Origin of the sequence: Halomonas ventosae, assembly GCF_004361885.1 — a bacterium.
In the GTDB taxonomy this organism is placed as follows: Bacteria; Pseudomonadota; Gammaproteobacteria; order Pseudomonadales; family Halomonadaceae; genus Halomonas; species Halomonas ventosae_C.
Genome location: NZ_SNWH01000006.1, coordinates 48,105 through 74,147 on the forward strand (window position 1 = coordinate 48,105; position 26,043 = coordinate 74,147).

Sequence of the window (26,043 nt, forward strand, 5' to 3'; positions counted from 1 at the left end):
TGATCAAGGCCTGCCCGCGTGTGGGCCTTCGTCGGTGCAGACGACGTGCGTATAATGCTTCGATATTTGCTGCTGCGACCTCTTGCCCATGCCGATCCTGCTGGCCCTGGATACCTCCTCGAGCGCCTGTTCCGCCGCCCTTCTGCAGCGTCGTGAGGGCCTTGGCGACGAACTGATCTCACGCTTCGCTGTGACCCCGCGAGAGCACACCCGACGGCTGCTGCCGATGGTCGACGAAGTGCTCGCCGAGGCAGGCTTGCCGGCCTCGGCGCTGGATGCCGTCGCCTATGGTCGGGGGCCGGGCTCCTTCACTGGATTGCGCATCGCCGCTGGGGTCGCACAGGGGCTCGCTTTCGGCCTCGACCGGCCGTTGATCGGCGTCTCCACCCTCGAGGCACTGGCGCTGGGGGCCCATCGTCGCCACCATTACCGCTGGCTGATCACCGCGCTGGATGCGCGTATGGGCGAGATCTACGTAGCTGCCTGGGGATGCCGCGATGGTTCGCCCGTGGCGCTGAACGAAGAGGCGGTGATATCACCAACACGGCTGCGCTTGCCGGTTGGCCATGCCGACCACGACTGGGTCGGCATCGGCTCCGGCTGGCGCCTGTGGGACCAAATGCCTGCCGAGGTGCAGGCCGGCATGGGGCTCTGCCTATCCGAGCCGGAGGCCGATGCCGCGGACATGGCCCTGCTGGCGGTGCGCGACTTCGTCGCCGGCGAGGGCCGGCCGCCTCATGCGGTGCAGCCGGTCTATCTGCGCGACAGGGTCGCCTGGCAGAAGGGCCGGTGAGGCCTGCCGTGCCGGTGGGGGTGGCGGACCCGGCGCTTGCGGCTCGCCTCGGCCTGCCCCGGGCCGCTGAGGGCCAAGCCGAGCTGCTGCTGGTCCATCAGGGCGAACGTCTGGTACTGGCCGGCGACCCGACGCGCTTCGGCCATCCGCTGGCGGTGGATTTCGTCGCCGGACGCGCCGGCCATCGCCGTCGCTTCGGTGGCGGACGTGGCCAGCTGGTGGCCCGTGCCTGCGGCTTGGCCAGGGGCGTCACGCCCTCGGTGGTAGATGCCACCGCGGGGCTCGGGCGCGATGCCTTCGTGCTGGCAAGGCTGGGGGCCAAGGTGCTGTTGATCGAGCGGGTCGCGGCGATCCTGGCGCTGCTGGAGGATGGCCTGGCCCGGGCACGGCTCGATCCCGAGACTGCCGATATCGTCGCACGCATGACACTCGTGCATGGCGACGCGACGCGAGAGCTGGAGGCGCTGGTGGCGAGCGGTGCCGTGGCACCCCAGGTGATTCACCTGGACCCGATGTTCCCCCACCGCGACAAGTCCGCACTGGTCAAGAAGGAGATGCGGCTCTTCCGCACCCTGGCCGGCAATGACCCGGATGCCCCGCGGCTGCTCGAGGCGGCGCTGGACGTGGCGACCCATCGGGTGGTGGTCAAGCGCCCGCGCAAGGCACCGCCCATCGAGGGGCCGTCACCGCGACATGTCATCGAGGACCGAAACAGCCGCTATGACCTCTATGTTCACCGCCGCCTGGAGGCCTGAGCTCAGTCTGCTGGTGGCCGACTGACCAGCGGCTGGCCGCGGGCGATCAGGGGGTGCAGATACGCGTTGAAGACCGTGGCATAGAGGCGGTTGTCGCGGAAGTGGCGACGCATGAAGAGGCTCCGCCGCGCCGCAGCAGCGGGCCGATCAGCGACCTATCGAGGTTGCGTCCGGTGGCCCGCCTCCTCGCGGTCAGGGTCACGCTTTTCCCCGAGCGGCAAACATGCGTCAATGCTGTAACGGACGGTGACAGGAACGCTGCCATGCACGGGATATGGCGAGATGGCAATCACTTCGAACTGCTGCCGGAGGCGGCCCTCTTCTTGCCCAGGATGTTCGAGGCGATCGAGCAGGCGCACCGTTATGTGTTGATCGAGCTCTACCTGATGGAGTCCGGCCGGCTCGCCAGCGCCTTCATCGGCGCGCTGGTGGGTGCGGCCAAGCGCGGTGTGTCGGTGCTGTTGCTGCTCGACGGCTATGGTGCCTTGGGGCTTGCCACCGTCGACCGCCAGCGTCTCGAGACAGGTGGCGTGGCGCTGCGCTTCTTCAATCCGCTGGGGGTGAAATCGCTGGCGCGTAACCTGACGCGCGACCATCGCAAGCTGGTGGTGATCGACGGTACCGCGGCCTTCACCGGCGGCTTCGGGATAGTCGACGAGTTTCTGGATGCCTGGTACGAGGTGGCAGTGCGCCTCGAGGGTCCGGTGGTGGCCGACTGGGTACGGTTGTTCTCTCGGCTATGGGATTCCTCGCTGAGTCGTGGGCCGGGCGAGGCCTCGCGGGTGAGAGGGCTGGAAGTCGCCACCCGCCATCGCGAGGGCTACTGCGGCATGCGCGGTCGTGTGGTCTGGGGCCAGGGCTACCGCTATCAGGCGATCCGCCATTCGCTGCATCATCGGGTTTCGTCAGCGACGCGCCGACTGTGGATCTGTACCCCCTATTTCGTGCCCACCTTTAACCTACGCATACGCTTGGCCCGGGCGGCCCAGCGCGGCGTCGACGTGCGCCTGCTGCTGCCAGGCAAGCTCCACGACCATCCCGGTGTACGCTATGCCGGCCAGCGCTTTTATGGCCGCTTGCTGCGAGCGGGGGTGCGCATCTTCGAGTTCCAGCCCACCTTCATCCATGCCAAGTTCTCGCTGGTCGACGACTGGGCCAGCCTGGGCTCGTGCAACTTCGATCACTGGAGCCTGCAATGGAACCTGGAGGCCAACCAGGAGGTGGATGACCGACGCTTCGCCGCTGAAGTTGCCGAGCTCTTCGAGCGCAACTTTGCCTCGAGCATGGAGATCGCCCCGGAGGCCTGGTCGCAGCGGCCATGCTGGCAGCGCGTCCGCGAATGGTTTTACGGGACCCTGGACAGCATGTTGACGCGGCTGCTCTAGCCCCCGGCTTCGCCAGAAGCTATAAGCCTTAAGCTTGAAGAAGAAACCGTCGATACCTGTGCTCAGAAGCCACAAGCTGGTTTCCTGTTTACCGCTTGGCCCTGCCGCGTCCGGCGGACTGCTTGCGGCGTGGCCGTGTTTTGGGAGTCTCGGTCGGTACGCGGTAGTGCAGGTAGAGATCGAGCACCAGTTCCGGCAATTGGCTGACGAAGCCTTCCAGCCGCATCGCGTCACTGGCTAATTCCGCCATGTCGGGTTCGTCATCGAACAGCCCTGAAAGCAACATGAAGGGCAGTAGCAGGGTAGCGGCGGCCTCCTCGTCGTCGGTGAACCAGGCTGGCTCATCGAGAAATACGCCCTCCATGAAGCCGGCGCACCAGTCGCCGATCGGAGACTCCGGCGGCGGCACTTCGCCCAGCTCAAGCGCGAAGGGCAGCTCCGGGAGGCCGCCCGCCTCCAGCACTTCGATGGCGTTGTGTCTGAGCCGCTCGAGCAGCCCCAGGAGGGTCTCGCGCTCGGCGTCATCCGCGAAGGCCGGATCACCATGGAATAGCTCAGTGATCCAGGTCGCTGCGGACACATCGCGTGGCGCCACGGCCAGGGCCACTAGGAAACCGTGGGCGCCGATCAAGTCCAGGGCGTCAGGGTCGACCCGCGGGGAGTCGAGGAAGTCGTCGAGCAACGCGAGTTCCGCATCCTCGAGCAGCGGCTGGGGGAGGGGTGTTTCGGCATCGGACATCATGACTCTCGCAGGGAATACATGGCAGGGAAGACATGGACAGGGGCAAGGGCTTTACGCCTCAACATGAAGACGCCATTCTAACATCCCATGACCGAGCCCGCGCTTCCCGACCCCGATCCCACCCGGCTGGATGCCCTCGACCGGGCCGCCCTGCACCGCGCGCTCATGGCGCGGGTCGAGGCGGCCTGGCGGCTATGTCGCGAGCTGCATCCCGGGCTGCCGCGCCCTGGGGTCTGGCTGGACCTGCGTGGCAAGGGTGCCGGCCAGGCGCACTTCGCTCGCGGCGGGCTGCGCTTCAATCCGGTGCTGCTGGAGGAGAATCGCCTCGCCTTCATGGTCGAGGTGGTGCCTCACGAGATGGCTCACTGGTTGGTGCATCACCTCGAGGATGGCCATCGGGTACGCCCTCATGGCCGCGAGTGGCAGACCGTGATGCGCCGCCTCTTCGGTCTGACACCGAGCACCACCCATCGCTTCGACACCGAACGCGCGAGCCCGGCGCCTTACCGTTATCGCTGTGGCTGCCGGGAACATGGCTTTACCGCGCGACGCCATGCCCTGGCCCGCGGGGGACGGGTGTACCGCTGCCGGCACTGCACAGAGACCTTGGTCTATCTTGGCCGCTCTGCCGTTTGATTTGTCGTGTAAGTGACTGTAATGAATAATAAAAATGTTGCTACCAATGTCTAAGGGGAAAGCCTGTGCATGGCGTCTATGCTATAAAAGAATTAGGGGGCCGGCCCTCGTCACTCGCATGTGGCCGGTAACATCCACCTGGAGGATGACAGAGGCATATCCATGACCGATCAACACAACGTCTATCCGGTAAGCGCCGAGTTTGCCGCCAAGGCCCACGCTGACAAGGCCACCTATGAGGCCATGTATCAGCAGTCGATTGACGACCCCGAGGGTTTCTGGAGGGAGCAGGCCAAGCGACTCGACTGGTTCAAGGCGCCGAGCAAGATCAAGCACACCGCCTTCGATGCGCACAACGTGGATATCCGCTGGTTCGAGGACGGCACCTTGAACGCCAGCGTCAACTGCCTCGATCGTCATCTCGAGAGCCGCGGCGACCAGCCGGCGATCATCTGGGAGGGAGACGACCCCAAGGATGACAAGACGCTCAGCTACCGCGAGCTCTTTGATCAGACCTGCCAGCTGGCCAATGGCCTCAAGGAGCTGGGCGTTGGCAAGGGAGATGTGGTCACGCTGTACATGCCGATGATTCCCGAGGCAGCGATAGCCATGTTGGCCTGTGCCCGCATCGGCGCCGTGCATTCGGTGGTGTTTGGTGGCTTCTCCCCGGATGCTGTCGCCCAGCGCGTGATCGGCGCCAAGTCCAAGCTGATCATCACCGCCGACGAGTCCGTGCGCGGCGGCAAGCAGGTGCCGCTCAAGGACAACGTCGATGCTGCTCTGACTCGTGAGGGCACCGATGTCTGCGAGACGGTGCTGGTGGTCAAGCGTACCGGCGGCGAGATCGACTGGCAGGATGGGCGCGATGTCTGGTATGACGACATCGTACCCAAGCAGTCCACTGACTGCCCGGCCGAGCAGATGGGCGCTGAGGATCCGCTGTTTATCCTCTACACCTCCGGCTCCACCGGTGCGCCCAAGGGGCTCAAGCACACCACGGGCGGCTATCTGCTGCATGCCGCCATGACCCACCAGTACGTCTTCGACTACCACGAGGGTGAGGTGTACTGGTGTACCGCCGACGTGGGCTGGGTTACCGGTCACAGCTACATCGTCTATGGGCCGCTGGCCAACGGCGGTACCACCCTGATGTTCGAGGGTGTGCCCAGTTACCCGACTCACGGTCGCATGGGCGAGATCGTCGACAAGCACAACGTCAACATCCTGTATACCGCGCCAACCGCGGTACGCGCCCTGATGGCTCATGGCGATAATGTCATGGACTCCAGCAAGCGCGACAGCTTGCGCGTTCTCGGCTCGGTAGGCGAGCCCATCAATCCTCAGGCGTGGGAGTGGTTCCATCGGGTGATCGGCAACGGCAAGTGTCCCATCGTCGATACCTGGTGGCAGACCGAGACCGGTGGCATCATGATCGCGCCACTGCCGGGAGCCGTGGACCTCAAGCCGGGTTCTGCCACCCTGCCGTTCTTTGGTGTGCTGCCGGCCATCGTCGACAACGAGGGCAATGAGCTCAAGGGGGCCGCCGAGGGTAATCTGGTGATGCTGGACTCCTGGCCAGGCCAGGCACGCTCCATCTGGGGGGATCACGAGCGCTTCGTTCAGACCTATTTCTCGGCGTTCAAGGGCGTGTACTTTACCGGTGACGGCTGCCGTCGCGACGAGGATGGCTACTACTGGATTACCGGTCGCGTCGACGACGTGCTCAATGTCTCTGGTCACCGCATGGGTACCGCCGAGATCGAGTCTGCGCTGGTGGCGCACGAGGCCGTGGCTGAGGCCGCCGTGGTCGGTTTCCCTCACGACATCAAGGGTCAGGGTATCTACATCTATGTAACCCTTGCCGACGGCTTCGAGGAGAGCGACGAGCTCAAGAAGGAGTTGACTCAGTGGGTGCGCAAGGAGATCGGCCCGATCGCCTCACCCGATGTCATCCAGTGGGCGTCTGGCCTGCCCAAGACCCGCTCAGGCAAGATCATGCGTCGCATCCTGCGCAAGATCGCCGCTAACGAGACCGAAGGGTTGGGGGATACCAGTACTCTGGCGGATCCGTCGGTAGTCGACGAACTGATCGAGCATCGCGCCAACCGTTGATAGCATTGCCCATCAGGCGTTCGCCGCCTCTAATCCGTCGACACTTCAAGCCGGCCCCTTGGGCCGGCTTGTTCTTTTCATGACGGTTGAGAAAAATCGGCAAACTCCCAAGGGCTCTTGGGAATCGTCACAGCCATGGGGTACCATGCGGACTACAGCTGTAGCGCCTTAGCGCTGTAGAGCCAGTGTGGCGGCCGTCGGCCCGCTGTTCGAGGAACCGGAGGAAGATCCATGGCCTTTGCCCAGAAATTCATCGTTGCCGATGACCATCCGCTGTTCCGCGCGGCCCTTACCCAGGCCCTGCGCCAGCTGGCGCCCCAGGCCGAGATCGTCGAATCTGATACCATGCAGGCCACCACCGAGGTAGTTACCCGACATCCCGATGCCGACCTGATCTTGCTGGACCTGCACATGCCGGGGGCCCACGGCTTCTCGGGCCTGATCCAGCTGCGTGGCCAGACGCCCGATATTCCGGTGGCGGTGGTCTCCGGCAGTGACGAGATCCATGTGGTACGCCGCGCCATTGACTACGGGGCCTCGGGCTTCATTCCCAAGTCCTCGTCGCTGGCGCTGATCGCCGAGGCAGTGGGCGAGATCCTCGATGGCGAGGTCTGGCTGCCGGCCGAGATGGCCGCGGCCCTGGGCGAGGCCAACGAGGAGGAGACGAAGTTCGCCGAGGCCATCGCCTCGCTGACGCCGCAGCAGTTCAGGGTACTCAACATGCTCACCGAGGGGCTGCTCAACAAGCAGATCGCCTATGAACTGAGCGTCTCCGAGGCCACCATCAAGGCTCACGTGACCGCCATCCTGCGCAAGCTCGGTGTGCATTCCCGCACCCAAGCGGTGATTGCCGCCCAGAAGCTCGAGGTTGAGATGCCGAGGGTGGAATCATAGCGCTGAGCTGCAAGCCTCAAGGAAATGCAGAAACCCACCGTCAGGTGGGTTTCTTGCGTTGAAGACCTTGCGTAACAGTAAAGTGGCAAGGTGATGGCGGTGCGCACGACAAGGGATGCTGGGGCTTGCCGACATATCAGCCCCGAGTCGCCCAGTCTCTTGCTGTCATACCGGCGCTACTGCGCTGCCCGGCTGGCCTGCAGGGTGCGGGTCAACAGGGCACGCAGGGCGGCGGGGCGTACCGGCTTGAGCAGTAGCTGGTAGCCCGAGCGCTTGACCTCCTCGGCCACTTCCTCGGTGCGGTCGGCGGTGATCACAATGCCAGGTACCGCGCCTTCCAGGCGCTCGCCCAGTGCCTCAAGGGCCATCAGTCCGGTGACTTCGTTGTCCAGGTGATAGTCGGCGAGTATCGCGTCCGGGTCAGCGTCGAGGTGGCGCAGTAGCGACTTGGCGCCGCCGATGCTGGTGGCCGTGAATACCTCGCAGCCCCAGCCCGAGAGCATCGCCTTCATGCCTTCGAGAATCAACGACTCGTTGTCGATGCAGATGATCCGTGTACCGACGAGCTTGTTGCTGGCGCGCTTAGGCGAGGTTTCCTCGGCCTGCTGGATCGCGGTGCGTGCGGCGACCCGTGGCACGCTGACCGAGAACATGGTGCCGCAGCCCTCCTTGGAGTGTACGCGGATGGGATGGTCGAGCACCCGGGCCATGCGGTCGGCGATGGAGAGGCCAAGCCCCAGGCCCTTTTCGCTCTCCTTGTGCCGCGTGGCCTGGTCGAGGCGACGGAATTCCTGGAAGATCTCGGTCTGCTTGGCCTCGGGGATCCCAGGGCCCGAGTCCCAGACCTCGATGGTGAGGCGCTCGCCCTGGCGGCGACAGCCCAGCAATACCCGACCCGCCTGGGTATAGCGAATGGCATTGGAGAGGAAGTTCTGAATGATCCGGCGCAGCATCTGCGGATCGCTATCCACCCATTGCGAGGTGGGCACCACCACCAGATCGAGGCCGCGTTCCTCGGCCATGACCGCGAATTCGGCGCGCAGCGGCTGGATGATGTCGGCCAGGCCGAAGCGGCTGCGCCGCGGGGTGAGGGCACCGGCATCCAGCTTGGAGATATCGAGCAGGGTGCCGAGCAGTTCCTCGGCAGCCTGCAGCGAGTTGTCGATATGGCCGATGGTACGCTTCATGTCCTCGGCAGCCATTTCCTGGTCGAGCGCCGAGGTGAACAACCGCGCGGCATTCAGCGGCTGAAGGAGGTCGTGACTGGCCGCGGCCAGGAAGCGGGTCTTGGAGGCATTGGCATCCTCGGCCAGCTGCTTGGCCTGGCGCAGGGCGAGCTCGGCCTCGGCGCGTACTCGGTTCTCCTGGCGCAGGGCCGCATTGGCTTCGGAAAGTGCCTGGGTACGCTCGCGCACCCGTTCCTCCAGGGTCTCGTTGGTCTCCTTGAGGGCGATCTCGGCCAGGCGGCGCTCGGTGATGTCCTGGTAGAGGGCAAAGAAGCCCAGTATCGCCCCGCTGTCGCCGAAGTGAGGGGTATAGGTGACCAGCATGTAGCGCCGATCATGGCCGATCGACATCGAAACCTCGAAGTTGACCCGCTCACCGGAAAGCGCCCGCTCGATCCACGGCGCCCGCTCGCGTGCCATGCCGGGGTCCATGACCTCTTCCACGCGCTTGCCAATCACCGCATTGCGGTCGATGCCGAAGGCTTGCTCGTAGGCGCGGTTGGTGAAGAGATAGCGGCACTCCTTGTCGAAGTAGGCGATCAGCGCCGGCACGTTGTCGGTGTAGATGCGGATGTTGTTCTCGGAGCGGATCAGCGCTTCTTCAATGCGTTTCTGCTGGGTGATGTCCTGATAGGTATAGACGAAACCGCCTCCCGGCATGGGATTGCCCTGCACCTCCAGCACGCTGCCGTCCTGGCGATAGCGAACGTAGCGATGGGGATGACCCTCACGGATGTTGTCGATCAGCAGCCGCACGTGCTCCTCGGGATCACCGGGACCGTACTCGCCGTTGTGGGCGTTGTAGCGGAATATCTTGTCCATCGGGGCGCCGACGCGGATCAGATGGTCGGGGAAGCGAAACAGCTCCAGGTAGCGTTGGTTCCACACGACCAGCCGCAAATTCTGGTCGACCACGCTGATGCCCTGGTGGATATTCTCGATGGTGGCTTGCAGCAGGGCGCGGTTGAACTCCAGCACCTGGGAGGCCTCGTCGACGATGGAGATCACGTCCGAGATGCCGATGCCGCGCCCCTGCAGGGCCGAGTTGACGACGATGCGGGCCGAGGAGGCGCCGAGCACCGAGGCCAGGAGGCGTTCGGTGAACTGGATGACGTCGATGGAGGCGCGGGTGTTGTCCTCGAGCGGCTTGCCGGTGCGCCGGGCATAGTCCTCGAAGGCGCGGCTCACCTGGCCGGCGCCCAGGAAGCGCTCGCAGAGCACCTTGAGATCCCCCACCGTGGTAGCGCCTGTCCAGGGGCGATTCACCGAGGTCTGGCGGGTCTCGACACTGTCGACAAACAGCGAGGCCTGGATCCGCTCGACGACGCGCTGGGGCGTCATCTGCGAGATGAAGATAAAGCAGAAGAGATTGACGCCCAGGGACAGCATCACGCCGTGCGTGAAGCTGTCGCCGACATTGAGGCCGAACAGCGAGGTGGGTGATAGCCAGGGGATGCCCAGCGGGCCGCCGTCGAGCCAGCTTTCCGGCAGTACGCCGGCACCGATCAGGGTCGGCATCAGCAGGCTGTAGGCCCAGATGGCGAAGCCGGCGTTCAGGCCGACGATCACGCCGAGTCGGTTGCCGCGTTTCCAGTAGAGGCCGCCGATCAGCGCCGGGGCGAACTGGGCCGCGGCGGCGAACGAGAGCATGCCGGTATTGGCCAGCGAGCTGAACTCGCCGATTAATTGATAGAAGCCGTAGGCCATGGCCAGGATCACGGCGATGGTGATGCGTCGCGCGCGCAGCACCAGGCGACCATAGTCGCGCGGCTTGGTGTCGAACCAGCGCAGGCGGAATAGCGCCGGAATGACGATCTCGTTGGAGATCATGATCGAGACGGCGACCGCGGCCACGATCACCATGCCGGTGGCTGCCGAGAAGCCACCGATGAAGGTCAGCAGCGTCAGCCATTCGTTGCCCGCGGCCATCGGCAGGGCCAGCACGTAGGTGTCGGGGGAGATGTCGCTGTCGGCGAAGAGAGTCAGGCCGGCTGCCGCGATGGGGATGACGAAGAAGGCGAAGGCCACCAGGTAGAGCGGGAACAGCCAGCGGGCCTTGGTGGCGTCATCGCGGTGGATGTTCTCCACCACCGCCACGTGGAACTGGCGAGGCAGGCAGAGGATGGCCAGCATGGCCAGCAGGGTCTGGGCCCAGAAGCTCTGCCCGAAATCCTGGTCGGCGAGCTGACGCTGCAACTCGAGCTGGATCTCGGCACGTTCCAGCAGGTCGCCCAGGCCGTCGAACATTCCCCAGGTGACGTAGGCGCCGAGGATCAGGAAGGCCAGCAGCTTGATCAGCGACTCGAAAGCCACGGCTTGGATCAAGCCCTCGTGATGTTCGGTGGCATCGGTATGGCGAGTGCCGAAGAGGATGGCGAAGGCGGCCATCACCATCGCCACATAGAAAGCGGTGTCGCCGAACAGTGGCGCCCGGGTGATGTCCGTGGCATCGGTGATCACGCTGAAGGAAGTTGACACCGCCTTGAGCTGCAGAGCGATGTAGGGCAGGGTGCCGATCAGCGCCACCAGGCTGGCGAAGGCGGCCAGCGACTGGGTCTTGCCATAGCGCGAGGCGATGAAGTCGGCGATGGAGGTGACGTTCTGGTGCTTGGCGACACGGATCATCTTGGCCAGCACCGGCCAGAACAGCAGCAAGGTGAGGATCGGCCCGATGAAGATGCTGGCGAAGGACCAGCCCGCCGTGGCCGCCTGACCCACGGCGCCGTGAAAGGTCCATGAGGTGCAGTAGATGGCCAGCGCCAGGCTGTAGATCACCGGGCGGCGTCGGCTTGCGCCATATGCTCGAGCATGACGATCGCCTCGCCAGGCAATGGCAAACAGCACGGTGATATAGAGCAGTGAAACGGCGATCAACAGCCAGCCAGCGAACATGCTTTCTCCTCTTTTGCGGATGCAGCCATTCTAGGGCAAGGCCGGCTAACGGAGCAGCTCTCACCGCGGCGCCGTATCAGCTCTTCTGCAGAGTGTCTGGAAGAGCGGGTTGGAAGCCTCGACTCGGCGCATCCCATCGGTGCGCGGGCGCCGTGATTCTTCCTCCAGGGGTAGCATGTCGCGGGTTGTGCAGTTCATCAGGTAGGCCTGGTGACTTACCTGGTCCACGTACGCCTTCTCGAAGCGGTAGAGGATAAACTCGACCAGGCGACCCCCATCGACCTGACTCACCGCTATGTTATCGCGGTCCACGATGGTGAAAGCTGTGGTCAAGGGAAAGGCGAAGGTCCAGGGACGCCAGAACATCCGCGCCTCCTCCACGGAAACCACCTCGGCCGACGGCGGTAACTGCTGCTGCTTGTTCTCGAACCAGGTGTATTCGCTGTGGATCTGGTAGCCGAGCATGCCCAGGCCACCCAAGGCGGGGATGATCCAGCGCGGCAGCCGTTTGCCGCTTGCCTGCCGCAAGATCAGGCCAACCCCTGCGGCGCCAAGACCGGCGAAGATCGCCGCGATCAGATGCCATATCATGATGGATGCGTCCTAAGAAAGCGATCGGGCTTCCCTGAGGAAGCCCGATCGGTCGTGATGGGACTGGCCCGGCTAGCCGGGCCAGGCGGCCATTATGGCCCAGAAGGTCCTGCGAGGTCAGTGCCCGGTCGCGATACCCGCACCTTTCGGATAGCGCACGCTTTCCACCAGATCCTGGATCTCCTGCGGAGGCTCGTCGGTCGCACTGGAGACGGCGAAGGCCACAGCGAAGTTGACGATCGCGCCCACCGCGCCGATGGAGAGCGGCGAGATCCCCAGCACCCAGTTGGCGGCGGTATCCGCCAGGTTGTTGGTTCCCGGAATGAAGAACCATCCCTTGTAGACGAAGATGTAAACCAGGGTGAAGATCAGGCCTGATAGCATCCCGGCAATTGCTCCCTTGTTGTTCACCCGCTTGGAGAAGATCCCCATCATCAGCACCGGGAACAGCGAAGCCGCCGCGATGCCGAAGGCCAGCGCCACGACCTGGGCGGCGAACCCGGGCGGGTTGGCACCAAGGTAAGTGGCGACGACGATAGCCACCGACATCGAGATGCGTGCTGCCAGCAACTCACCTTTCTCGGTGATGTTGGGGTTGACCGCCCCCTTGATCAGGTCATGGCTGATCGCCGAGGAGATCGCCAGCAGCAGGCCGGCCGCGGTGGAGAGCGCGGCCGCCAGGCCCCCTGCAGCAATCAGGCCGATGACCCAGGACGGCAGGTTGGCGATTTCCGGGTTGGCGAGTACCAGGATGTCGTTATTGACCTGCAACTCGTTGCCTTCCCAACCGCGTTCGGAGAAATCGGCCGAACCGTTGTACATCTGGATGTTGCCGTCGTTATTCTTATCCTCGAAGGTGATCAGCCCGGTCTCTTCCCAGGTCCGGATCCACTCGGGACGGTTTGCATAGGCGATGGGGTTGGTGGCGGCTTCTTCGTAGTTTTCGACCTGGCCCGCCATGTCCGGATAGATGGTCGTCGCCAGGTTCAGGCGTGCCATTGAGGCCACGGCCGGTGCGGTCAGGTAGAGCAGGCCGATGAACACCAGTGCCCAACCGGCTGACCAACGGGCGTCGGCGACCTTGGGCACGGTGAAGAAGCGTATGATGACGTGGGGCAGGCCGGCGGTGCCGATCATCAGCGACAAGGTGAACAACACCATGTTCAGTTTGTTGTCGACCATCGCCGTGTACTCGTTGAAGCCCAGCGCGACCACCACTTCGTTGAGTTTGGCCAGCAGTGGCTGACCCGAGGCGGTGTGATCGGAAAACAGGCCCAGCGCCGGTATTGGATTACCGGTCAGCTCCAGCGAGATGAACACGGCCGGAATGGTATAGGCGATGATCAACACGATGTACTGGGCCACCTGGGTGTAGGTGATACCCTTCATGCCGCCCAGCACCGAGTAGAAGAACACCACGATGGCAGCGATGATCAGGCCGGTGGTCGCATCGACTTCCAGGAAGCGCGAGAAGGCCACGCCGGCGCCGGCCATCTGGCCGATGACGTAGGTGACCGAGGCCACGATCAGGCAGACCACGGCCACCATGCGTGCGGTTCTGCTGTAGAAGCGGTCACCGATGAACTCGGGCACCGTGAACTTGCCGAACTTGCGCAGGTAGGGCGCCAGCAACAGGGCCAGCAGCACATAGCCACCCGTCCAGCCCATCAGGAAGGTCGAGTTGGCATATCCGCCAGCGGCGATGAGGCCCGCCATGGAGATGAAGGAGGCGGCGGACATCCAGTCGGCGCCGATGGCCATGCCGTTGGTGATGGGATGGATCCCGCCGCCGGCAACGTAGAAATCCTTTGTCGAACCCGCCTTGGCCCATATCGCGATACCGATGTAGATCGCGAAAGAGGCCCCCACGAACAGGACGTTGATCACAAATTGACTCATGCCGACTTACTCCCCGAGGCCGAACTGTTTATCGAGTCGATTCATCTTCCAGGCATAGAAGAAGATCAACACTATGAAAGTCAGAATGGATCCCTGCTGGGCGAACCAGAACCCCAGGTCGGTGCCACCGACGGGGATGCCGGCGAGCAGGGGGCGAAACAGGATGGCGCATCCGTAGGACACCAGGGCCCAGACAATCAGGCACCCTGTAATCAGGCGCAAGTTTGCCTTCCAGTAAGCAGCGGCATTGGCTTTGTCGTCTGCCATAGTAGAGCTCTCCACTTGTGAAGTTCAGGTTGGGAAGTTGCCCAGTGCGTTGCGGTGACTCAAGACGCGTCGTGTCGATGGAGCCAGCCTGGCCTGAGCGGTCTTGATCAGCTTGTCATCAGGTTGCCCGCTTCTTGTCGAGATGCAATGTCGACGCGAGATTGTCCTGCATGGCTCGGGGGCAATAGTGGGCAGCAAACGCCTAAAATGAATCCCATACTTTCGTATCATGAAAAGATACCGATGGAATGGATTTAAAAAAATATCATATATATCAATATCATGGATTTATTCTGCGCAAAAGGTCGAGCGAGGGAGTCTGCGCGTATAGGACGATGGTATAGCCCAGAATTCCAGTGGGGGTTGACGTCAGCCAAGGGAGGTCTATGACGATGGTCTAACGCTCTCAGGATGGGACGATTGTCTAGGTTATTTCCTCAAACCCGACTTTGCTATCTTGGGTGCTCGCAGGAATCGGGGCTCAACCCCGCCAGCGGTGCGGTCGATGCCGCACGCAATAGAGGATGGTGCTATGGTCGACGTAGAACTCTCTCAGCCGCCTTTCAGCTTCCTCGACGAGGAGGGGCGGGATCGGGTGCGCAGCGGTATCGACCTGGCCTATTTCGAGCGTGATCAGATCATCCTCGATGCCGGCCAGCCCGGGGAGTACGTCTTCCTGATCCACAAGGGGGAGGTCGCGGAACTCGACCCGACCCTGCCCGGTGCCCAGTCACGCATTGGCCACTACACCGTCGGCGACCTCTTCGGTGCCATCAGCATCCTCAACGGCAAGAGTCGCTATCGCTTCCGGGCCGAGCAGGAGTGTCTGTGCTATCTGCTGCCCAAGGGACTGTTCAAGCAGCTCTGTGAGGCCTACCCGGCCTTTGCCGAGTTCTTCCGTCAGCGTCTGGCACACAAGACCCGACTGCTCACCGAGCGCCGCGCAGAGGGCGGGGTGGCGATGGCCGGCTTCATGCTCGCCAGGGTCGATCAATGCATGCGTGACCCGATCCTTGTCGAGAGCACGACCAGCATCGCCGGCGCGGTGCATACCCTCAATGATAGCCATGCCGACAGCCTGCTGGTGCAGGGCGAGGAGGGGGCCGGCATGGTCACCAAGACCGACCTGCTCAATGCCCTGGTAGTGGAGGGGCTGCCCCAGCAGGAGCCGGTGCGGGAGATCGCTCACTTCGCTCTGATCACCGCCCGTCGCGACCAGTACCTGTTCGAGGTGCTGGTGCAGATGACCCGCTTCAAGGTGGAGCGAGTGGTCGTCATGGAGCAGGACGCTCCCGTTGGGGTCGTGGAACTCACCGACGTGCTCAGCTACTTCTCCAGCCGCAGCTACGTGGTCAGCCTGCAGGTGGAGCAGGCCAACAGCCTCGAGGCACTGGCCGGCGCCAGCCGCCGCACGCCGGAGCTGGTGCGTGCGCTGATGGCCCAGGGCGTCAAGCTGCGCTTCGCCATGGGACTGCTGGCCGCCATCAACGGGCGCATCATCAACAAGGCTTGGGGCTTTGTGATCGACGAGTGCTACCACGCCGACAGCTGCCTGATGGTGATGGGCAGCGAGGGGCGCGGCGAGCAGATTCTCAAGACCGACCAGGACAATGGCTTGATCCTCGCCGATGACCTGGAATGGCCGGATTGCCATGAACAGATGCAGCGCTTCACCGAGACCTTGATCAAACTGGGCTACCCCTCCTGCCCGGGCAACATCATGGTCTCCAACCCGGAGTGGGTTGGCACCGAGACCGAGTGGCGCGGTCGCATCGCGCAATGGGCGGCGAGTCGCGACGGCGAGAGCCTGCTGCGGCTGGCCATCATGCTTGATTCCCATGCCGTGGCCGGCAAAACCACCCTTCTCGAGCGGCTGCGCGAGGAGCTCTTCGAGCGCTGCAGCCGCGATGAGATCCTGCTTTCCTACTTCGCGCGCACGGCGCTGCGCTTCTCCACGCCGCTGACGCTCTTCGGGTCGCTGAAGAAACCCCAGCACGGCATCGATATCAAGAAGGGCGGCATCTTCCCCATCGTCCACGGCGTGCGCACCCTGGCGCTGGAGCGTCGCATCACCGCGACCTCCACCCTGGACCGCCTCGACGCGCTGGTGGCCGACGGTCGCCTGGAAGAGCGCTTCGCTGAGGACCTGGGGGAGGCCCTGTCGTTGTTCACCGAATTGCGTTTGCGTCAGCAGCTCGAACGCCTCGACAACCCGGACGGTCGGGACGAATCGCCCGACCGGGTGGTGGTTCAGGAGCTCTCGTCGCTGGAGCGGGACCTGCTGCGTGAGGCGCTGCATATCGTCAAGGACTTCAAGCAGCGGCTGTCTTACCGCTTCCACCTTGAGTACTCGTGAGTCATCGGGGCTGTTTCAGGGAACGATATTCACGACAGGAGGCTCTTCCATGCTCAAGGCTCTGCGGCGTGCCGCCGACCGTCGACGACATGCCCATGGTGACTATGGCTGGCTCTTCACTCCCTACACGGGAAACGAGATGGTGGCCATCGACTGCAAGACTACGGGGCCCGATGCCCGCCACGCCGAACTGGTGTCGCTGGCGGCGGTGCGTATCCGCGATGAGCGGGTTCTGACCAGCGATTCACTGGACCTATGCCTGGCCCGGCCGGCAAGTCTTGCCGGCGACGCGATCGGTCTCCACGGCCTGCGGGGCATCGATCTAGCCGATGGGACGGAGATCGAGGAAGCTCTGGCGCGCTTTCTCGATTTCGTCGGCAATCGTCCGCTGGTCGGCTGGTGCCTGAAACTGGACTTGGCAGTGCTCAACCATTACCTGCGCCCCCTCTTCGGCTTCGACCTGCCCAATGCCGGTATCGACGTGGCACAGTGCTATCAGCGCCAGCTGCACCGCAACCACCCTGAGCGGGATGTGCGACTGTGCCTCGAGCAGGTAGCCGAGCTCCTAGAGATGCCGGTCATGAGGCGTTACAGCGCTCTGGGTGACGCCGTGACCACGGCGTTGATCCATCTGCGCCTGGCGCGAGGTGCCCTGTTGGCGGAACAGCGTTTCTGTTGAATGGGCATGGCCGCGGCATTTCGCCAGGCGAGCAGGAGGGTGGTAGGATGTCGCCATTATTCCCAGCCGCCCAGTCAGCACCCGAAACCATGCAAGACGCCCTGATGTTCGATCCTCTTGATACCCCAGCACCCGATGGCCCGTCCGCCGATGTGCCGGCCTCGCCTCGCGAGAGGCTCGATGCCCGCGGCAGGCGCGAGTTCAACAAGCTGCACAAGCGCCTGCGTCGCCAGGTGGGTCACGCGATCATCGATTACGGGATGATCCACGACGGCGATCGGGTGATGGTCTGTCTCTCCGGGGGCAAGGACAGCTACACATTGCTGGAGATCCTGCGCAACCTGCAGCGCAACGCCCCGGTGGCCTTCTCGCTGGTGGCGGTGAACCTTGACCAGAAGCAGCCCGGCTTTCCGAAGCAGGTATTGCCTGAGTATCTGGAGGGCCTGGGTGTCGAGTACCACATCCTTGAGCGCGATACCTATTCGGTCGTGAAGGAGAAGACCCCCGAGGGCAAGACCACCTGCGCGCTCTGCTCGCGGCTGCGGCGCGGCTCGCTCTACGGCTTCGCCGAAGAGATCGGTGCCACCAAGGTGGCGCTGGGCCACCACCGCGAGGACATCCTCGAGACGCTGTTCCTCAACATGTTCTTCGGTGGCAGCCTCAAGGCGATGCCGCCCAAGCTGCTCTCAGATGATGGGCGCAACATCGTCATTCGCCCCCTGGCCTACTCCCGGGAGGCGGACATCGCCGAATTCGCCCGGCTGATGGACTTCCCGATCATTCCCTGCAACCTGTGCGGCTCCCAGCCCAATCTGCAGCGTCAGGTGGTCAAGGAGATGCTCGCCGAGTGGGAGGCCCGGCAGCCGGGGCGTCTGGAGAGCCTGTTCAAGGCGGTGACCAATGTGGCACCTTCCCAGCTGGCTGACCGCGAGCTCTTCGACTTCGCCGGCCTCGAGGCGAAACAGGCGCAGAGGCAGGCCGACCGCATCGATATCCATCAGCAGCTGTAAGCTTTACGCCGTAAGGGCCAGACAATCGAATCGCCCCCGTGACAAGGTCACGGGGGCGATTCGATTCAGGCTGCCTTCGAGCTTCGAGCTTCGAGCTTCGAGATTTAGTGCGCGCCCTCCTCCTCGGCCAGCTCGGTCAGCGCCTGCAAGTCGAGGATGTTGACCTCACGACCCGAGACGGCCACCAGTCCTTGTGACTGAAAACGGCCGAGGATACGGCTCACGGTCTCGACGGCCAGCCCCAGGTAGTTGCCGATGTCGGCCCGGGACATGGAGAGTCTAAAGCTGTAGGGAGAGTAACCGCGGCGGCGGAAGCGGTCGGAGAGTCCGGTGAAGAAAGTGGCTAGACGCTGGTCGGCGGTCTTGCGCGAGAGCAGCCTCATCATGCGGCGATCATCCCGCATCTCCTTGCTCATACTGCGGTAGAGTTGGCCCCGGAGCTCGGGCAGCGACTCGGAGAGGGCGTCGAGACGGTCGAAGGGGATCTCGCAGACCGTGGTGGTCTCCAGTGCCACGACCGTGCCGGGATAGCGCTCCTCGTCGATGCCGTCGAGTCCCACCAGTTCGCTGGGCAGATAGAAATTGGTCAACTGGTCATCGCCGCTGCCCTCGGTGGTCACCTGCTTGAGACTACCGGAGCGTACCGCGAAGACGCTGGTGAATGGGCTACCCTGCCTGAACAGCGCCTCGCCCTTCTTGAGAGGCGCCCGACGCCGGATGATGGCGTCGAACTGCTCCATGTCCTGAACCTCTAGCGCCAGAGGCAGGCAGAGCGAGCTGAGACTGCACGTCTGGCAGCGGGTCTCGTTCAGCAAGCAACGGCGCGCGGTGACAGGCATGCTCTTCTCCATCAATGATGAGTGCCATCACAGTATGGAGGATAGTGGCCCACCGGCAAAGTATTCCTGATGAGGTAGGCGTATCTGCAGGCGCGGTGGCATTGTGCTCATCCGCCGGCTCGGGCATCGAAGGCCTCGGCCAGGTGGTGGACCAGCAGCCTGCCCACTGGAGTGACCTTGAGGTACTGATCACCTCGTCGGAGCAGGCCGTCCCGTTCGGCAGGCGCCAGCCGAGCCAGGGCGACGGCCAGATGTCGTCGGTCGGCGTCCCCGCCGAATTCCTCGTCGAGCAGCGACAGGTCAAGGGACATGTCGCACATCAGGCGCTCGATGGCGTATGCGCGCAGATGATCGTCGTCGCTAAGTACAAGGCCTTGCGCTACCGGCAGGTGCCCGGCATCGAGGCGTGCTGCGTAGTCGCTCAGTGCCAGGGGGTTGCGGGCGGCGATACCGCCTATTCGACTCAGGGCGCCCACGCCCAGGCCCAACTGGTCACCGGACGGAAGGGCGCTGTAACCCGCCAGGCCGCGTGACAACTGGCCCTGAACCTGCGCCTTGGCCAGTGGGTCGTCGCCACGAGCGAAGAGCTCCATGCCGATATGCACGTAGCCGGCGTCGGCAAGCATAGCGAGGGCAGTGTCGAGGATCGCCAGCTGTTCGTCCGGTGAAGGCAGTTCCTCGGCGCGGATTCGGCGCTGTGGCGGGAAGTGCGCGGGGCGGTGGGAATAGGGGAGCAGCGACAGGCGGGCCGGAGCCATGGCGAGTACCTGTTCGAGTGTCTCGGCAAGGCTCTCGCGGGTCTGGCCCGGCAGGCCATGCATCAGCTCCAGCCCCAGCGAGCGGAAGCCCAGGCGGTGAGCCTCGTCGATCAGCTGTTCGGTGAGCACCCGGGGTTGGTATCGGTTGATGGCATGCTGGACCCGCACATCCAGGTCCAGTACTGAGAGGCTCAGCCGGTTGAAACCCAGCGCCTGGAGATGGCGCAGGGTGAAGACATCGGCATCGCGTGGATCCACCTTGATGCTGTAGTCCCGGTGATGCGAGTTCGAGAGCCCGAAGCGTGCATCGATTCTGTCGACCAGGTCGCTCATCTGGTTAAGGGTCAGGAAGCTCGGGGTTCCGCCGCCCCAGTGCAGTCGCGAGACTTCCCGTGTGCTGTCCAGGTGGCGCGAGGTGAGGAGCATTTCCCGGTCGAGCCGCGAAAGGTACGATTCGCTTCGCCGGGTGTCCTGGGTGGTGAGCGAGGGGCGGGCACAGTGGTGGCAGCTGTGGCGACAGAAGGGCAGATGCACATAGATGGACAGCGCATGTTCGCTGGCGTTGCTGCGCGCCAGTGCTGCCGTGAGGTCGGCCTCGGAGAAGTCCGCCGTGAAGTGCTCACTGGTGGGATAGCCGGTGAAGCGTGGCCCACCGGCGCCCAGATGACGCAGCACGGCTTTATCGAGGGTCAGGGCGGTACCGCGGGAACGGTCGTCGACGACGGCTCTAGCGGTCATGGTGGGCACTCCGACACGTTAATATATCGGTATGTTAGTGTCCGGTGCCGTAAGCCGCGTTGAGCTGCGTCAAAAGGGGCGAAAATCCCCTCGGATTCAGTGCCCCGCCGAGGCGGGGAGCAGCGTCCGCAACTGCCAGAGGGCGAAGGCGATGATCGACAGCGCAGCCAGCGTGCGAGTGGCCGGATGGCGGATCAGCGCACCGAGCTGGCGGGCGGCGAGTCCAGTGGCCAGCAAGGCCGGTAGGGTGCCGAGGCCGAAGGCACCCATCAGGGCGGCGCCGTACCAGGGATCGGCGATGGCCAGGCTCCAGGCCAGCATGGAGTAGACCAGCCCACAGGGCAGCCAACCCCATACAGCGCCCAGGGCTACTGCCTGGGGGATCTTTACCACCGGTAGCAGACGTCGACCCAGTGGTTCGAGATGCTTCCATAGCCGGCGCCCCAGCGCCTCGACCCGCAGCAGTCCCTTCCACCAGTCGGCGATGTAGAGGGCCATCAGGATCAGCATCACCGCGGCCAGGGCCTGGAGAACCAGGCGGGCCTGGGGGGTCAGGGCGATCAAGGTGCCGAGTCCCGCCACCCCGGCGCCGGCCACCATGTAACTGGTGATCCGCCCCAGGTTATAGCCCAGTAGCAGGCCAGCGAGGCGTGCCGGGCTGCGCATGCTGGGCGGTACGGCGAAGGTTAGAGCACTCATGATACCGCCGCACATGCCGATGCAGTGGGCGCCACCGAGCAGGCCGAAGACGAAGGCGGCGGCCAGCGGGGGCAGGTCGAGGCCGGTGGGGTCCATCAGTCGCGGCGGACCTCGTCCTCGGCGGGCGTATTAGGCTCGCAGGGCCGCCGCTCCTCCTTGGGGCGGTCGTTCTCATCCTCGTCGAAGAGGATGCGGTAGGCGGGCCCTTCCAGGTCCTCGAACTGGTCGTGCTTGACGGCCCAGAAGAAAGCCCAGACGGCCAGCCCCAGCAGGGTCAGCGAGAGGGGAATTAGCAGGTAGAGGATGCTCATGCGTTCACCAGCCTGGGGGCAGCGCTGCCGACCCGGCGTGAGGGGACGTGGCGAGTTAGGCGCAGGGCATTGCCGACCACCACCAGCGAGCTGGCCGACATGCCGATGGCCGCCAGCCAGGGTGGCACGAACCCCATCGCCGCCAGGGGTAGCGCCGAGACGTTATAGACCAGTGACCAGCTTAGGTTCTGGCGGATGATCCGCCGGGTGGCTTGGCCGGTCTCGATGGCCTCGACGATACGCCCCAGGCGTGGGCCGAGCAAGACGGCATCGGCGCGCGTGCGGGCCAGGTCGGTGGCCCCGTTCATGGCGATGGCCACGTCGGCGCCGGCCAGCACTGGAATGTCGTTGATGCCGTCACCGACCATGGCCACGCGTTCACCGCCGGCCTGCAGGGTCTGGAGATGGGCCAGCTTGTCCTCGGGACTGGCCGCCGCCTGCCAGCTGTCGATGCCCAGGCGCCGGGCCATGTCCGCTACCGCCGCGGGGGTGTCGCCGGAGAGCAGCTCTACCGCCAGCCCCCGTGCCTGTAGAGCCTCGACGGTTTCACGGGCATCCTCCCGGAGGCGGTCGTGAAGGGCGAACCAGGCCCGCGGCCGGCCATCCTCAGCCAATAGCAGCCATTGCCCCTCGCCGGGCACAGCCGGGAAGGCTTGGGGAGCGGCGAAATCGGGCTTGCCGAGCCGCCAGCGGCGACCACCGAGCCAGCCTTCCAGGCCCTGGCCGGGTCGGCTGAGCACTTCTTCGGCATTGACGGTGGTCTCGCGGAAGGGACGGAAGGCCCGTGCAATGGGGTGTTCCGAGTGAGCCTCCAGGGCTGCCGCCACACAGCGTGCCGTGGGCACATCGAGGGCATCGTCCGAGTCGCCGATCGGGCGGGTCTCTACCAGGCTCATCTCGCCGCTGGTCAGGGTGCCGGTCTTGTCGAAGATCACCCGGTCGAGCTGCGATAGGGTCTCCAGGGCATCGGCTCGAGTGATCAGCACGCCGCGCCGATGCAGGCGGCCATGCGCGGCCGTGAGTGCGGTGGGGGTGGCCAGCGCCAGGGCGCAGGGACAGGTGACCACCAATACCGATAGGGTCACCCACAACACCCGCTGCGGGTCGATGAACCACCAGGCGAGCGCCACCCCGACGGAGATGATCAGCACCTGGAGCACGAAGTGGTGAGCCATGCGTGCTGCCAGTTGGGCGATGCGCGGCCGGCTGGCGAAGGCACGGTCGGTGAGGTCGACGATGCTGGCGACCCGGGCATCGGCCCCGGCGTGGGTGACGCGCACCGTCAAGGGGCTCTCGATGTTCTGGCTGCCACCGGTGACGCGGTCGCCGATTCCGCGAGCCACTGGCTGGTACTCCCCGGTGAGCATCGATTCGTCGAGGCTTGACTCGCCGGCCTCGATGATCCCGTCGGCCGGCACGCCATGGCCAGGCATGACCAGCACGCGGTCGCCAGCGGCAAGCTCGCTGGCGGGCAGGATGCGCTCCTGCCCTGCTTCGGTGAGACGAATCGCCGAGAGTGGCAGGGCGCCGGAGAGGGCATTGCCGCTGTGCCCGCTGCGGCGGCGCGCCCGCCCCTCCACGTAGCGGCCGAAGAGCAGGAAGAAGGTGAACATGGCCACCGAGTCGAAATAGACATCGCCATGGCCGGTGATCACCGCATAGCCGCTGGCCAGGTAGGCGGCGCCGATGGCCAGTGCCACCGTGACGTCCATGCCCAGCACCCGGGTCTTCAGGTCGCGCAGGGCGTTGCGGAAGAACGGCTGGGCTGAGAAAAGCACGACCGGTGTGGCCAGGGCGAAGGAGAGCCAGTGGAAGAGGGCGAGGAAATCGGCACTGATCTCATCGGGGCCAGCCACATAGAGGGGAATCGAGAACATCGTCACCTGCATCATGCCCACGGCGGCGACAATCAGGCGGCGTACGTTCATGCGCTCTTCGTGTTGCAGGCGCTGTTGAGCGGCATCGGGCTCCCAGGGCTGGGCCGGATAGCCGATGCCCGCCATCTCGGCAAGAATCCGCGACAGGGCGATGCGTTCAGGATCCCAGCTGATCCGCAGACGGTGATGCGTGAGGTTGACCGCGCTGGCGGCGACCCCTTCCAGGGCATTGAGACGGTGTTCGATCAGCCAGGCACAGGCGGCACAGGTGATACCGTCAACCGACAGGGTGGCATGCACCGTGCCGTCGTCTCCCTCGGGATGCACGAAGCGCGCCTGCAGTCCCGGATCATCGAAGATTGCCCAGGTCTCGGCCTTGGCGGCTTGGCGATCGTTCGGTCGCTCGGGCAGTTCGGTGCGAAAGCGATAATAGCTCGCCAGGCCACCCTCGACGATGGCATGGGCCACTGCCTCGCAACCGGGACAGCACAGGGGGTATTCGCGGTCGTCAAGGCGGATCCGCCATGGCGCACCCGCCGGCACGTCACTGCCGCAATGGTAGCAGTCGGGCATTTTCCTGGTAGCAGCGGTTGTCGGCAATGCGGTCATCTAGATTCCGGGGGAGAGCGTGATCCCACCGTCTGTCGGAAAGTGCGCCTCACCCGTCAGCCGCCATTCGGCATCCTGCCCTTGCGTGGGCTGAAGGTGAAGGTACCAACGGTAGTTCAGCGGTGTGTCGATCATGGTCACATAGCGCCCGTTGCGGACATGTTCCAGAATCAGCGAGCGGTCGCGGCTGCTCTCGGTGGGAAAGATCAACTTCAGAAAGAGGCGCGCCGGTCGGCGATCCCCTTGCAGGTCGACGACAATGTCGCCGGTGAGAGGGTCGGCATGCATCACCGCTTCGAGCCCCAGCTCGCGGGCATGTTCCTGCTTGGCCAGTTGCTTGTTGATGGCCAGGCCCTGCTTGTAGTAGTCCTGTTCCACCGTGCCATCGTAGAAATGGATCGACAGGATCAGATAGACGATGCTGAAGATTACCGATGAGGCCAGCAGACTGATCAGAAACCAGGGCCAGAACTGTTTGTACCAGGGCGGAATGAACTCGGGCTCCGCACTCATCAGCGCGTCTCTCCTATGAAGCGGCTTTCCCGCTCGATGGCGATGTCCGCATCGAGCGCTTCCAGTCGCAGGACGATATCGGCGCTGGGACGGTCGATGGCCTCCGGGGGCACGCTGGCCTGGATAACCAGCTGGCGCGACTCGCCGGCAGGCACGCTGACCTCATGGGTGTCCAGGGTCAAGCCTGGCAGGCCCGAGGCCTTTAGCCGATAGTCATGCTGTTGATTGTCCAGATTGCGTACGGTGAGGGTGTAGACATTGCTGATACGGCCGTCAGCTGCCATTTGGAACAGCTGGTTGCGCTCACGCTCGACGTCGAGGCCGAGTGGTGTGCGGTCCGCCACCGCCCAGGTGAAGGCAGCGATCATCGCCAGCAGGACGGCCAGATAACCTATTAGACGGGGGCGCAGGATATGCGTCGGCTTGCCTTCCAGGGCATTCTCGGTGGTGTAGCGGATCAGGCCGCGAGGATAGTTCATCTTGTCCATCACGCTGTCGCAGGCATCGATGCAGGCGGCACAGGTGATGCACTCGTACTGCAGGCCGTCACGGATGTCGATGCCTGTGGGGCAGACCTGCACACAAAGCTCGCAGTCGATACAGTCGCCATAGCCTGCCTCGCGAGCCTGAGCATGGCTGAGGCTCTTCTTGCGGGGGCCGCGTGGCTCGCCGCGGGCACTGTCATAGGAGACGATCAACGTGTCACGGTCGAACATTACCGACTGGAAGCGGGCATAAGGGCACATGTAGATGCACACCTGCTCGCGCAGCCAGCCGGCATTGAGGTAGGTGAAGACCACGAAGAAACCGACCCAGAAGTAGGACCAGCCATGGGCCTCGAGGGTGGGCAGCTCCACCACCAGGTCGCGGATGGGAGTGAAATAGCCTACGAAAGTCACGCCGGTGGCCAGGGCGATCAGCAGCCAGATGGCGTGTTTGGCAGCCTTGCGCCTTAGCTTGTCGGCATTCATTGGTTGCTTGTCGAGCTTGATACGGCGGTTGCGCGACCCCTCCAGGCGATGCTCGACCCAGATGAACAGGAAGGTCCAGACGCTCTGGGGGCAGGTATAGCCGCACCAGACGCGACCGGCGAAAACCGTGATGAAGAACAGGCCGAAGGCACAGATGATCAGCAGCCAGGAGAGCAGCATGAACTCCTGGGGATAGAAGGTCGCCGAGAAGATATGGAACTCGCGACCGGGGAGGTCGAACCAGATGGCTGGGCGATCACCCCAGGGCACCCAGGGCAACAGCAGGAAGGTCAGCATCAGCGCCCAGTTCGAAGTGCGACGCAAGCGCTGGAAGAAGCCCTTGATCTCACGCACATAGAGGTGGCGCCGACTGGCGTACATATGCTGGGTGGCCGTTTCGTGGGGCGTGTGATGTCCCACGGCCTCCGGGGTGACATCACGGGTCGGTATCTTGTTGCTCATGGCAGGCTCACGGCTGGCAAGCAGGGCAG

The 26,043-nt window shown here is 64.1% G+C and carries 21 protein-coding genes; 9 read left to right on the plus strand and 12 right to left on the minus strand.

The window, feature by feature from the left end:
- Window positions 1-88 precede the first annotated feature (88 nt).
- The 3 genes from tsaB to DFO68_RS06505 all read left to right on the plus strand — a co-directional run bounded on the left by tsaB (window position 89) and on the right by DFO68_RS06505 (window position 2,933).
- The gene (gene tsaB, locus DFO68_RS06495) at window positions 89-793 is read left to right on the plus strand and encodes a tRNA (adenosine(37)-N6)-threonylcarbamoyltransferase complex dimerization subunit type 1 TsaB (protein WP_133482866.1); all 705 of its coding nucleotides are present in this window, start codon (window positions 89-91) and stop codon (window positions 791-793) included.
- Window positions 790-1,548, plus strand: coding sequence for a class I SAM-dependent methyltransferase (locus DFO68_RS06500; RefSeq protein WP_133482867.1), 759 nt, complete (start codon window positions 790-792; stop codon window positions 1,546-1,548). The genes tsaB and DFO68_RS06500 overlap by 4 nt, the downstream gene beginning before the upstream one ends.
- 263 nt (window positions 1,549-1,811) lie before the next feature.
- Complete coding sequence (locus tag DFO68_RS06505; protein ID WP_133482868.1) at window positions 1,812-2,933, plus strand: phospholipase D-like domain-containing protein; 1,122 nt, start codon at window positions 1,812-1,814, stop codon at window positions 2,931-2,933.
- A gap of 88 nt (window positions 2,934-3,021) precedes the next feature.
- Here the strand turns inward: DFO68_RS06505 and DFO68_RS06510 are convergent, their stop codons facing one another.
- Window positions 3,022-3,672, minus strand: coding sequence for a YecA family protein (locus DFO68_RS06510; protein ID WP_133482869.1), 651 nt, complete (start codon window positions 3,670-3,672; stop codon window positions 3,022-3,024).
- A 90-nt stretch (window positions 3,673-3,762) separates the two neighbouring features.
- Between DFO68_RS06510 and DFO68_RS06515 the strand changes: the two genes are divergently transcribed.
- The 3 genes from DFO68_RS06515 to DFO68_RS06525 all read left to right on the plus strand — a co-directional run bounded on the left by DFO68_RS06515 (window position 3,763) and on the right by DFO68_RS06525 (window position 7,317).
- Entirely contained in the window at window positions 3,763-4,311 is a 549-nt protein-coding gene (locus tag DFO68_RS06515; protein ID WP_133482870.1) for a SprT-like domain-containing protein, read from the plus strand.
- A 162-nt stretch (window positions 4,312-4,473) separates the two neighbouring features.
- Window positions 4,474-6,423 carry an acetate--CoA ligase gene (gene acs / locus DFO68_RS06520; RefSeq protein WP_133482871.1) on the plus strand — a complete coding sequence of 650 codons (1,950 nt, stop codon included), beginning with the start codon at window positions 4,474-4,476 and terminating at the stop codon, window positions 6,421-6,423.
- 231 nt (window positions 6,424-6,654) lie between these two features.
- Window positions 6,655-7,317 (plus strand): LuxR C-terminal-related transcriptional regulator, encoded by a 663-nt coding sequence (locus DFO68_RS06525; RefSeq protein WP_133482872.1) that lies wholly within the window; start codon window positions 6,655-6,657, stop codon window positions 7,315-7,317.
- Window positions 7,318-7,493: 176 nt separating this feature from the next.
- Here the strand turns inward: DFO68_RS06525 and DFO68_RS06530 are convergent, their stop codons facing one another.
- The 4 genes from DFO68_RS06530 to DFO68_RS06545 all read right to left on the minus strand — a co-directional run bounded on the left by DFO68_RS06530 (window position 7,494) and on the right by DFO68_RS06545 (window position 14,192).
- A complete protein-coding gene (locus tag DFO68_RS06530) occupies window positions 7,494-11,435 on the minus strand; it encodes a hybrid sensor histidine kinase/response regulator (protein WP_133482873.1) in 3,942 nt (1,313 codons plus the stop codon).
- A gap of 60 nt (window positions 11,436-11,495) precedes the next feature.
- The gene (locus DFO68_RS06535) at window positions 11,496-12,026 is read right to left on the minus strand and encodes a hypothetical protein (RefSeq protein ID WP_133482874.1); all 531 of its coding nucleotides are present in this window, start codon (window positions 12,024-12,026) and stop codon (window positions 11,496-11,498) included.
- Between the two features lie 117 nt (window positions 12,027-12,143).
- Window positions 12,144-13,925 (minus strand): sodium:solute symporter family protein, encoded by a 1,782-nt coding sequence (locus DFO68_RS06540; RefSeq protein ID WP_133482875.1) that lies wholly within the window; start codon window positions 13,923-13,925, stop codon window positions 12,144-12,146.
- Window positions 13,926-13,931: 6 nt separating this feature from the next.
- Window positions 13,932-14,192, minus strand: coding sequence for a DUF4212 domain-containing protein (locus DFO68_RS06545; protein WP_133482876.1), 261 nt, complete (start codon window positions 14,190-14,192; stop codon window positions 13,932-13,934).
- A gap of 532 nt (window positions 14,193-14,724) precedes the next feature.
- Between DFO68_RS06545 and DFO68_RS06550 the strand changes: the two genes are divergently transcribed.
- From DFO68_RS06550 to ttcA, 3 genes are read left to right on the plus strand one after another with little or no spacing between them, the layout of a single operon-like run.
- Complete coding sequence (locus tag DFO68_RS06550; protein WP_133482877.1) at window positions 14,725-16,548, plus strand: putative nucleotidyltransferase substrate binding domain-containing protein; 1,824 nt, start codon at window positions 14,725-14,727, stop codon at window positions 16,546-16,548.
- Window positions 16,549-16,597: 49 nt separating this feature from the next.
- Window positions 16,598-17,227: a 3'-5' exonuclease gene (locus tag DFO68_RS06555; protein WP_133482878.1), complete on the plus strand. Its 630-nt coding sequence runs from the start codon at window positions 16,598-16,600 to the stop codon at window positions 17,225-17,227.
- Between the two features lie 47 nt (window positions 17,228-17,274).
- Window positions 17,275-18,237 carry a tRNA 2-thiocytidine(32) synthetase TtcA gene (gene ttcA, locus DFO68_RS06560; RefSeq protein WP_243726447.1) on the plus strand — a complete coding sequence of 321 codons (963 nt, stop codon included), beginning with the start codon at window positions 17,275-17,277 and terminating at the stop codon, window positions 18,235-18,237.
- 104 nt (window positions 18,238-18,341) lie between these two features.
- Here ttcA and fnr read toward each other — a convergent pair whose 3' ends face one another.
- The 7 genes from fnr to ccoG all read right to left on the minus strand — a co-directional run bounded on the left by fnr (window position 18,342) and on the right by ccoG (window position 26,014).
- The gene (gene fnr, locus DFO68_RS06565) at window positions 18,342-19,076 is read right to left on the minus strand and encodes a fumarate/nitrate reduction transcriptional regulator Fnr (protein WP_133482879.1); all 735 of its coding nucleotides are present in this window, start codon (window positions 19,074-19,076) and stop codon (window positions 18,342-18,344) included.
- Between the two features lie 107 nt (window positions 19,077-19,183).
- Window positions 19,184-20,572 carry an oxygen-independent coproporphyrinogen III oxidase gene (gene hemN / locus DFO68_RS06570; protein ID WP_133482880.1) on the minus strand — a complete coding sequence of 463 codons (1,389 nt, stop codon included), beginning with the start codon at window positions 20,570-20,572 and terminating at the stop codon, window positions 19,184-19,186.
- A gap of 96 nt (window positions 20,573-20,668) precedes the next feature.
- Window positions 20,669-21,367 carry a sulfite exporter TauE/SafE family protein gene (locus DFO68_RS06575; protein WP_133482881.1) on the minus strand — a complete coding sequence of 233 codons (699 nt, stop codon included), beginning with the start codon at window positions 21,365-21,367 and terminating at the stop codon, window positions 20,669-20,671.
- Window positions 21,367-21,582, minus strand: coding sequence for a cbb3-type cytochrome oxidase assembly protein CcoS (ccoS, locus tag DFO68_RS06580; protein WP_133482882.1), 216 nt, complete (start codon window positions 21,580-21,582; stop codon window positions 21,367-21,369). The genes DFO68_RS06575 and ccoS overlap by 1 nt, the downstream gene beginning before the upstream one ends.
- Complete coding sequence (locus DFO68_RS06585) at window positions 21,579-24,032, minus strand: heavy metal translocating P-type ATPase (protein ID WP_243726448.1); 2,454 nt, start codon at window positions 24,030-24,032, stop codon at window positions 21,579-21,581. Before DFO68_RS06585 ends, ccoS begins: the two co-directional genes overlap by 4 nt.
- 36 nt (window positions 24,033-24,068) lie before the next feature.
- Window positions 24,069-24,581 (minus strand): FixH family protein, encoded by a 513-nt coding sequence (locus DFO68_RS06590; RefSeq protein ID WP_133482884.1) that lies wholly within the window; start codon window positions 24,579-24,581, stop codon window positions 24,069-24,071.
- The gene (gene ccoG, locus DFO68_RS06595; RefSeq protein WP_133482885.1) at window positions 24,581-26,014 is read right to left on the minus strand and encodes a cytochrome c oxidase accessory protein CcoG; all 1,434 of its coding nucleotides are present in this window, start codon (window positions 26,012-26,014) and stop codon (window positions 24,581-24,583) included. Before ccoG ends, DFO68_RS06590 begins: the two co-directional genes overlap by 1 nt.
- Window positions 26,015-26,043: the final 29 nt, after the last annotated feature.

Excerpts from the sequence above, each read along its gene's own strand:
- DFO68_RS06525 (WP_133482872.1), top strand. The coding sequence starts at position 6,655 with ATGGCCTTTGCCCAGAAATTCATCGTTGCCGATGACCATCCGCTGTTC.
- tsaB (WP_133482866.1), top strand. The coding sequence starts at position 89 with ATGCCGATCCTGCTGGCCCTGGATACCTCCTCGAGCGCCTGTTCCGCC.
- DFO68_RS06530 (WP_133482873.1), bottom strand. The coding sequence starts at position 11,435 with ATGTTCGCTGGCTGGCTGTTGATCGCCGTTTCACTGCTCTATATCACC.
- ccoS (WP_133482882.1), bottom strand. The coding sequence starts at position 21,582 with ATGAGCATCCTCTACCTGCTAATTCCCCTCTCGCTGACCCTGCTGGGG.
- DFO68_RS06575 (WP_133482881.1), bottom strand. The coding sequence starts at position 21,367 with ATGGACCCCACCGGCCTCGACCTGCCCCCGCTGGCCGCCGCCTTCGTC.
- DFO68_RS06555 (WP_133482878.1), top strand. The coding sequence starts at position 16,598 with ATGCTCAAGGCTCTGCGGCGTGCCGCCGACCGTCGACGACATGCCCAT.
- DFO68_RS06505 (WP_133482868.1), top strand. The coding sequence starts at position 1,812 with ATGCACGGGATATGGCGAGATGGCAATCACTTCGAACTGCTGCCGGAG.
- DFO68_RS06585 (WP_243726448.1), bottom strand. The coding sequence starts at position 24,032 with ATGCCCGACTGCTACCATTGCGGCAGTGACGTGCCGGCGGGTGCGCCA.
- hemN (WP_133482880.1), bottom strand. The coding sequence starts at position 20,572 with ATGACCGCTAGAGCCGTCGTCGACGACCGTTCCCGCGGTACCGCCCTG.
- DFO68_RS06510 (WP_133482869.1), bottom strand. The coding sequence starts at position 3,672 with ATGTCCGATGCCGAAACACCCCTCCCCCAGCCGCTGCTCGAGGATGCG.
- DFO68_RS06515 (WP_133482870.1), top strand. The coding sequence starts at position 3,763 with ATGACCGAGCCCGCGCTTCCCGACCCCGATCCCACCCGGCTGGATGCC.
- DFO68_RS06540 (WP_133482875.1), bottom strand. The coding sequence starts at position 13,925 with ATGAGTCAATTTGTGATCAACGTCCTGTTCGTGGGGGCCTCTTTCGCG.
- DFO68_RS06545 (WP_133482876.1), bottom strand. The coding sequence starts at position 14,192 with ATGGCAGACGACAAAGCCAATGCCGCTGCTTACTGGAAGGCAAACTTG.
- ccoG (WP_133482885.1), bottom strand. The coding sequence starts at position 26,014 with ATGAGCAACAAGATACCGACCCGTGATGTCACCCCGGAGGCCGTGGGA.
- DFO68_RS06550 (WP_133482877.1), top strand. The coding sequence starts at position 14,725 with ATGGTCGACGTAGAACTCTCTCAGCCGCCTTTCAGCTTCCTCGACGAG.
- DFO68_RS06535 (WP_133482874.1), bottom strand. The coding sequence starts at position 12,026 with ATGATATGGCATCTGATCGCGGCGATCTTCGCCGGTCTTGGCGCCGCA.
- acs (WP_133482871.1), top strand. The coding sequence starts at position 4,474 with ATGACCGATCAACACAACGTCTATCCGGTAAGCGCCGAGTTTGCCGCC.
- ttcA (WP_243726447.1), top strand. The coding sequence starts at position 17,275 with ATGTCGCCATTATTCCCAGCCGCCCAGTCAGCACCCGAAACCATGCAA.
- DFO68_RS06590 (WP_133482884.1), bottom strand. The coding sequence starts at position 24,581 with ATGAGTGCGGAGCCCGAGTTCATTCCGCCCTGGTACAAACAGTTCTGG.
- fnr (WP_133482879.1), bottom strand. The coding sequence starts at position 19,076 with ATGCCTGTCACCGCGCGCCGTTGCTTGCTGAACGAGACCCGCTGCCAG.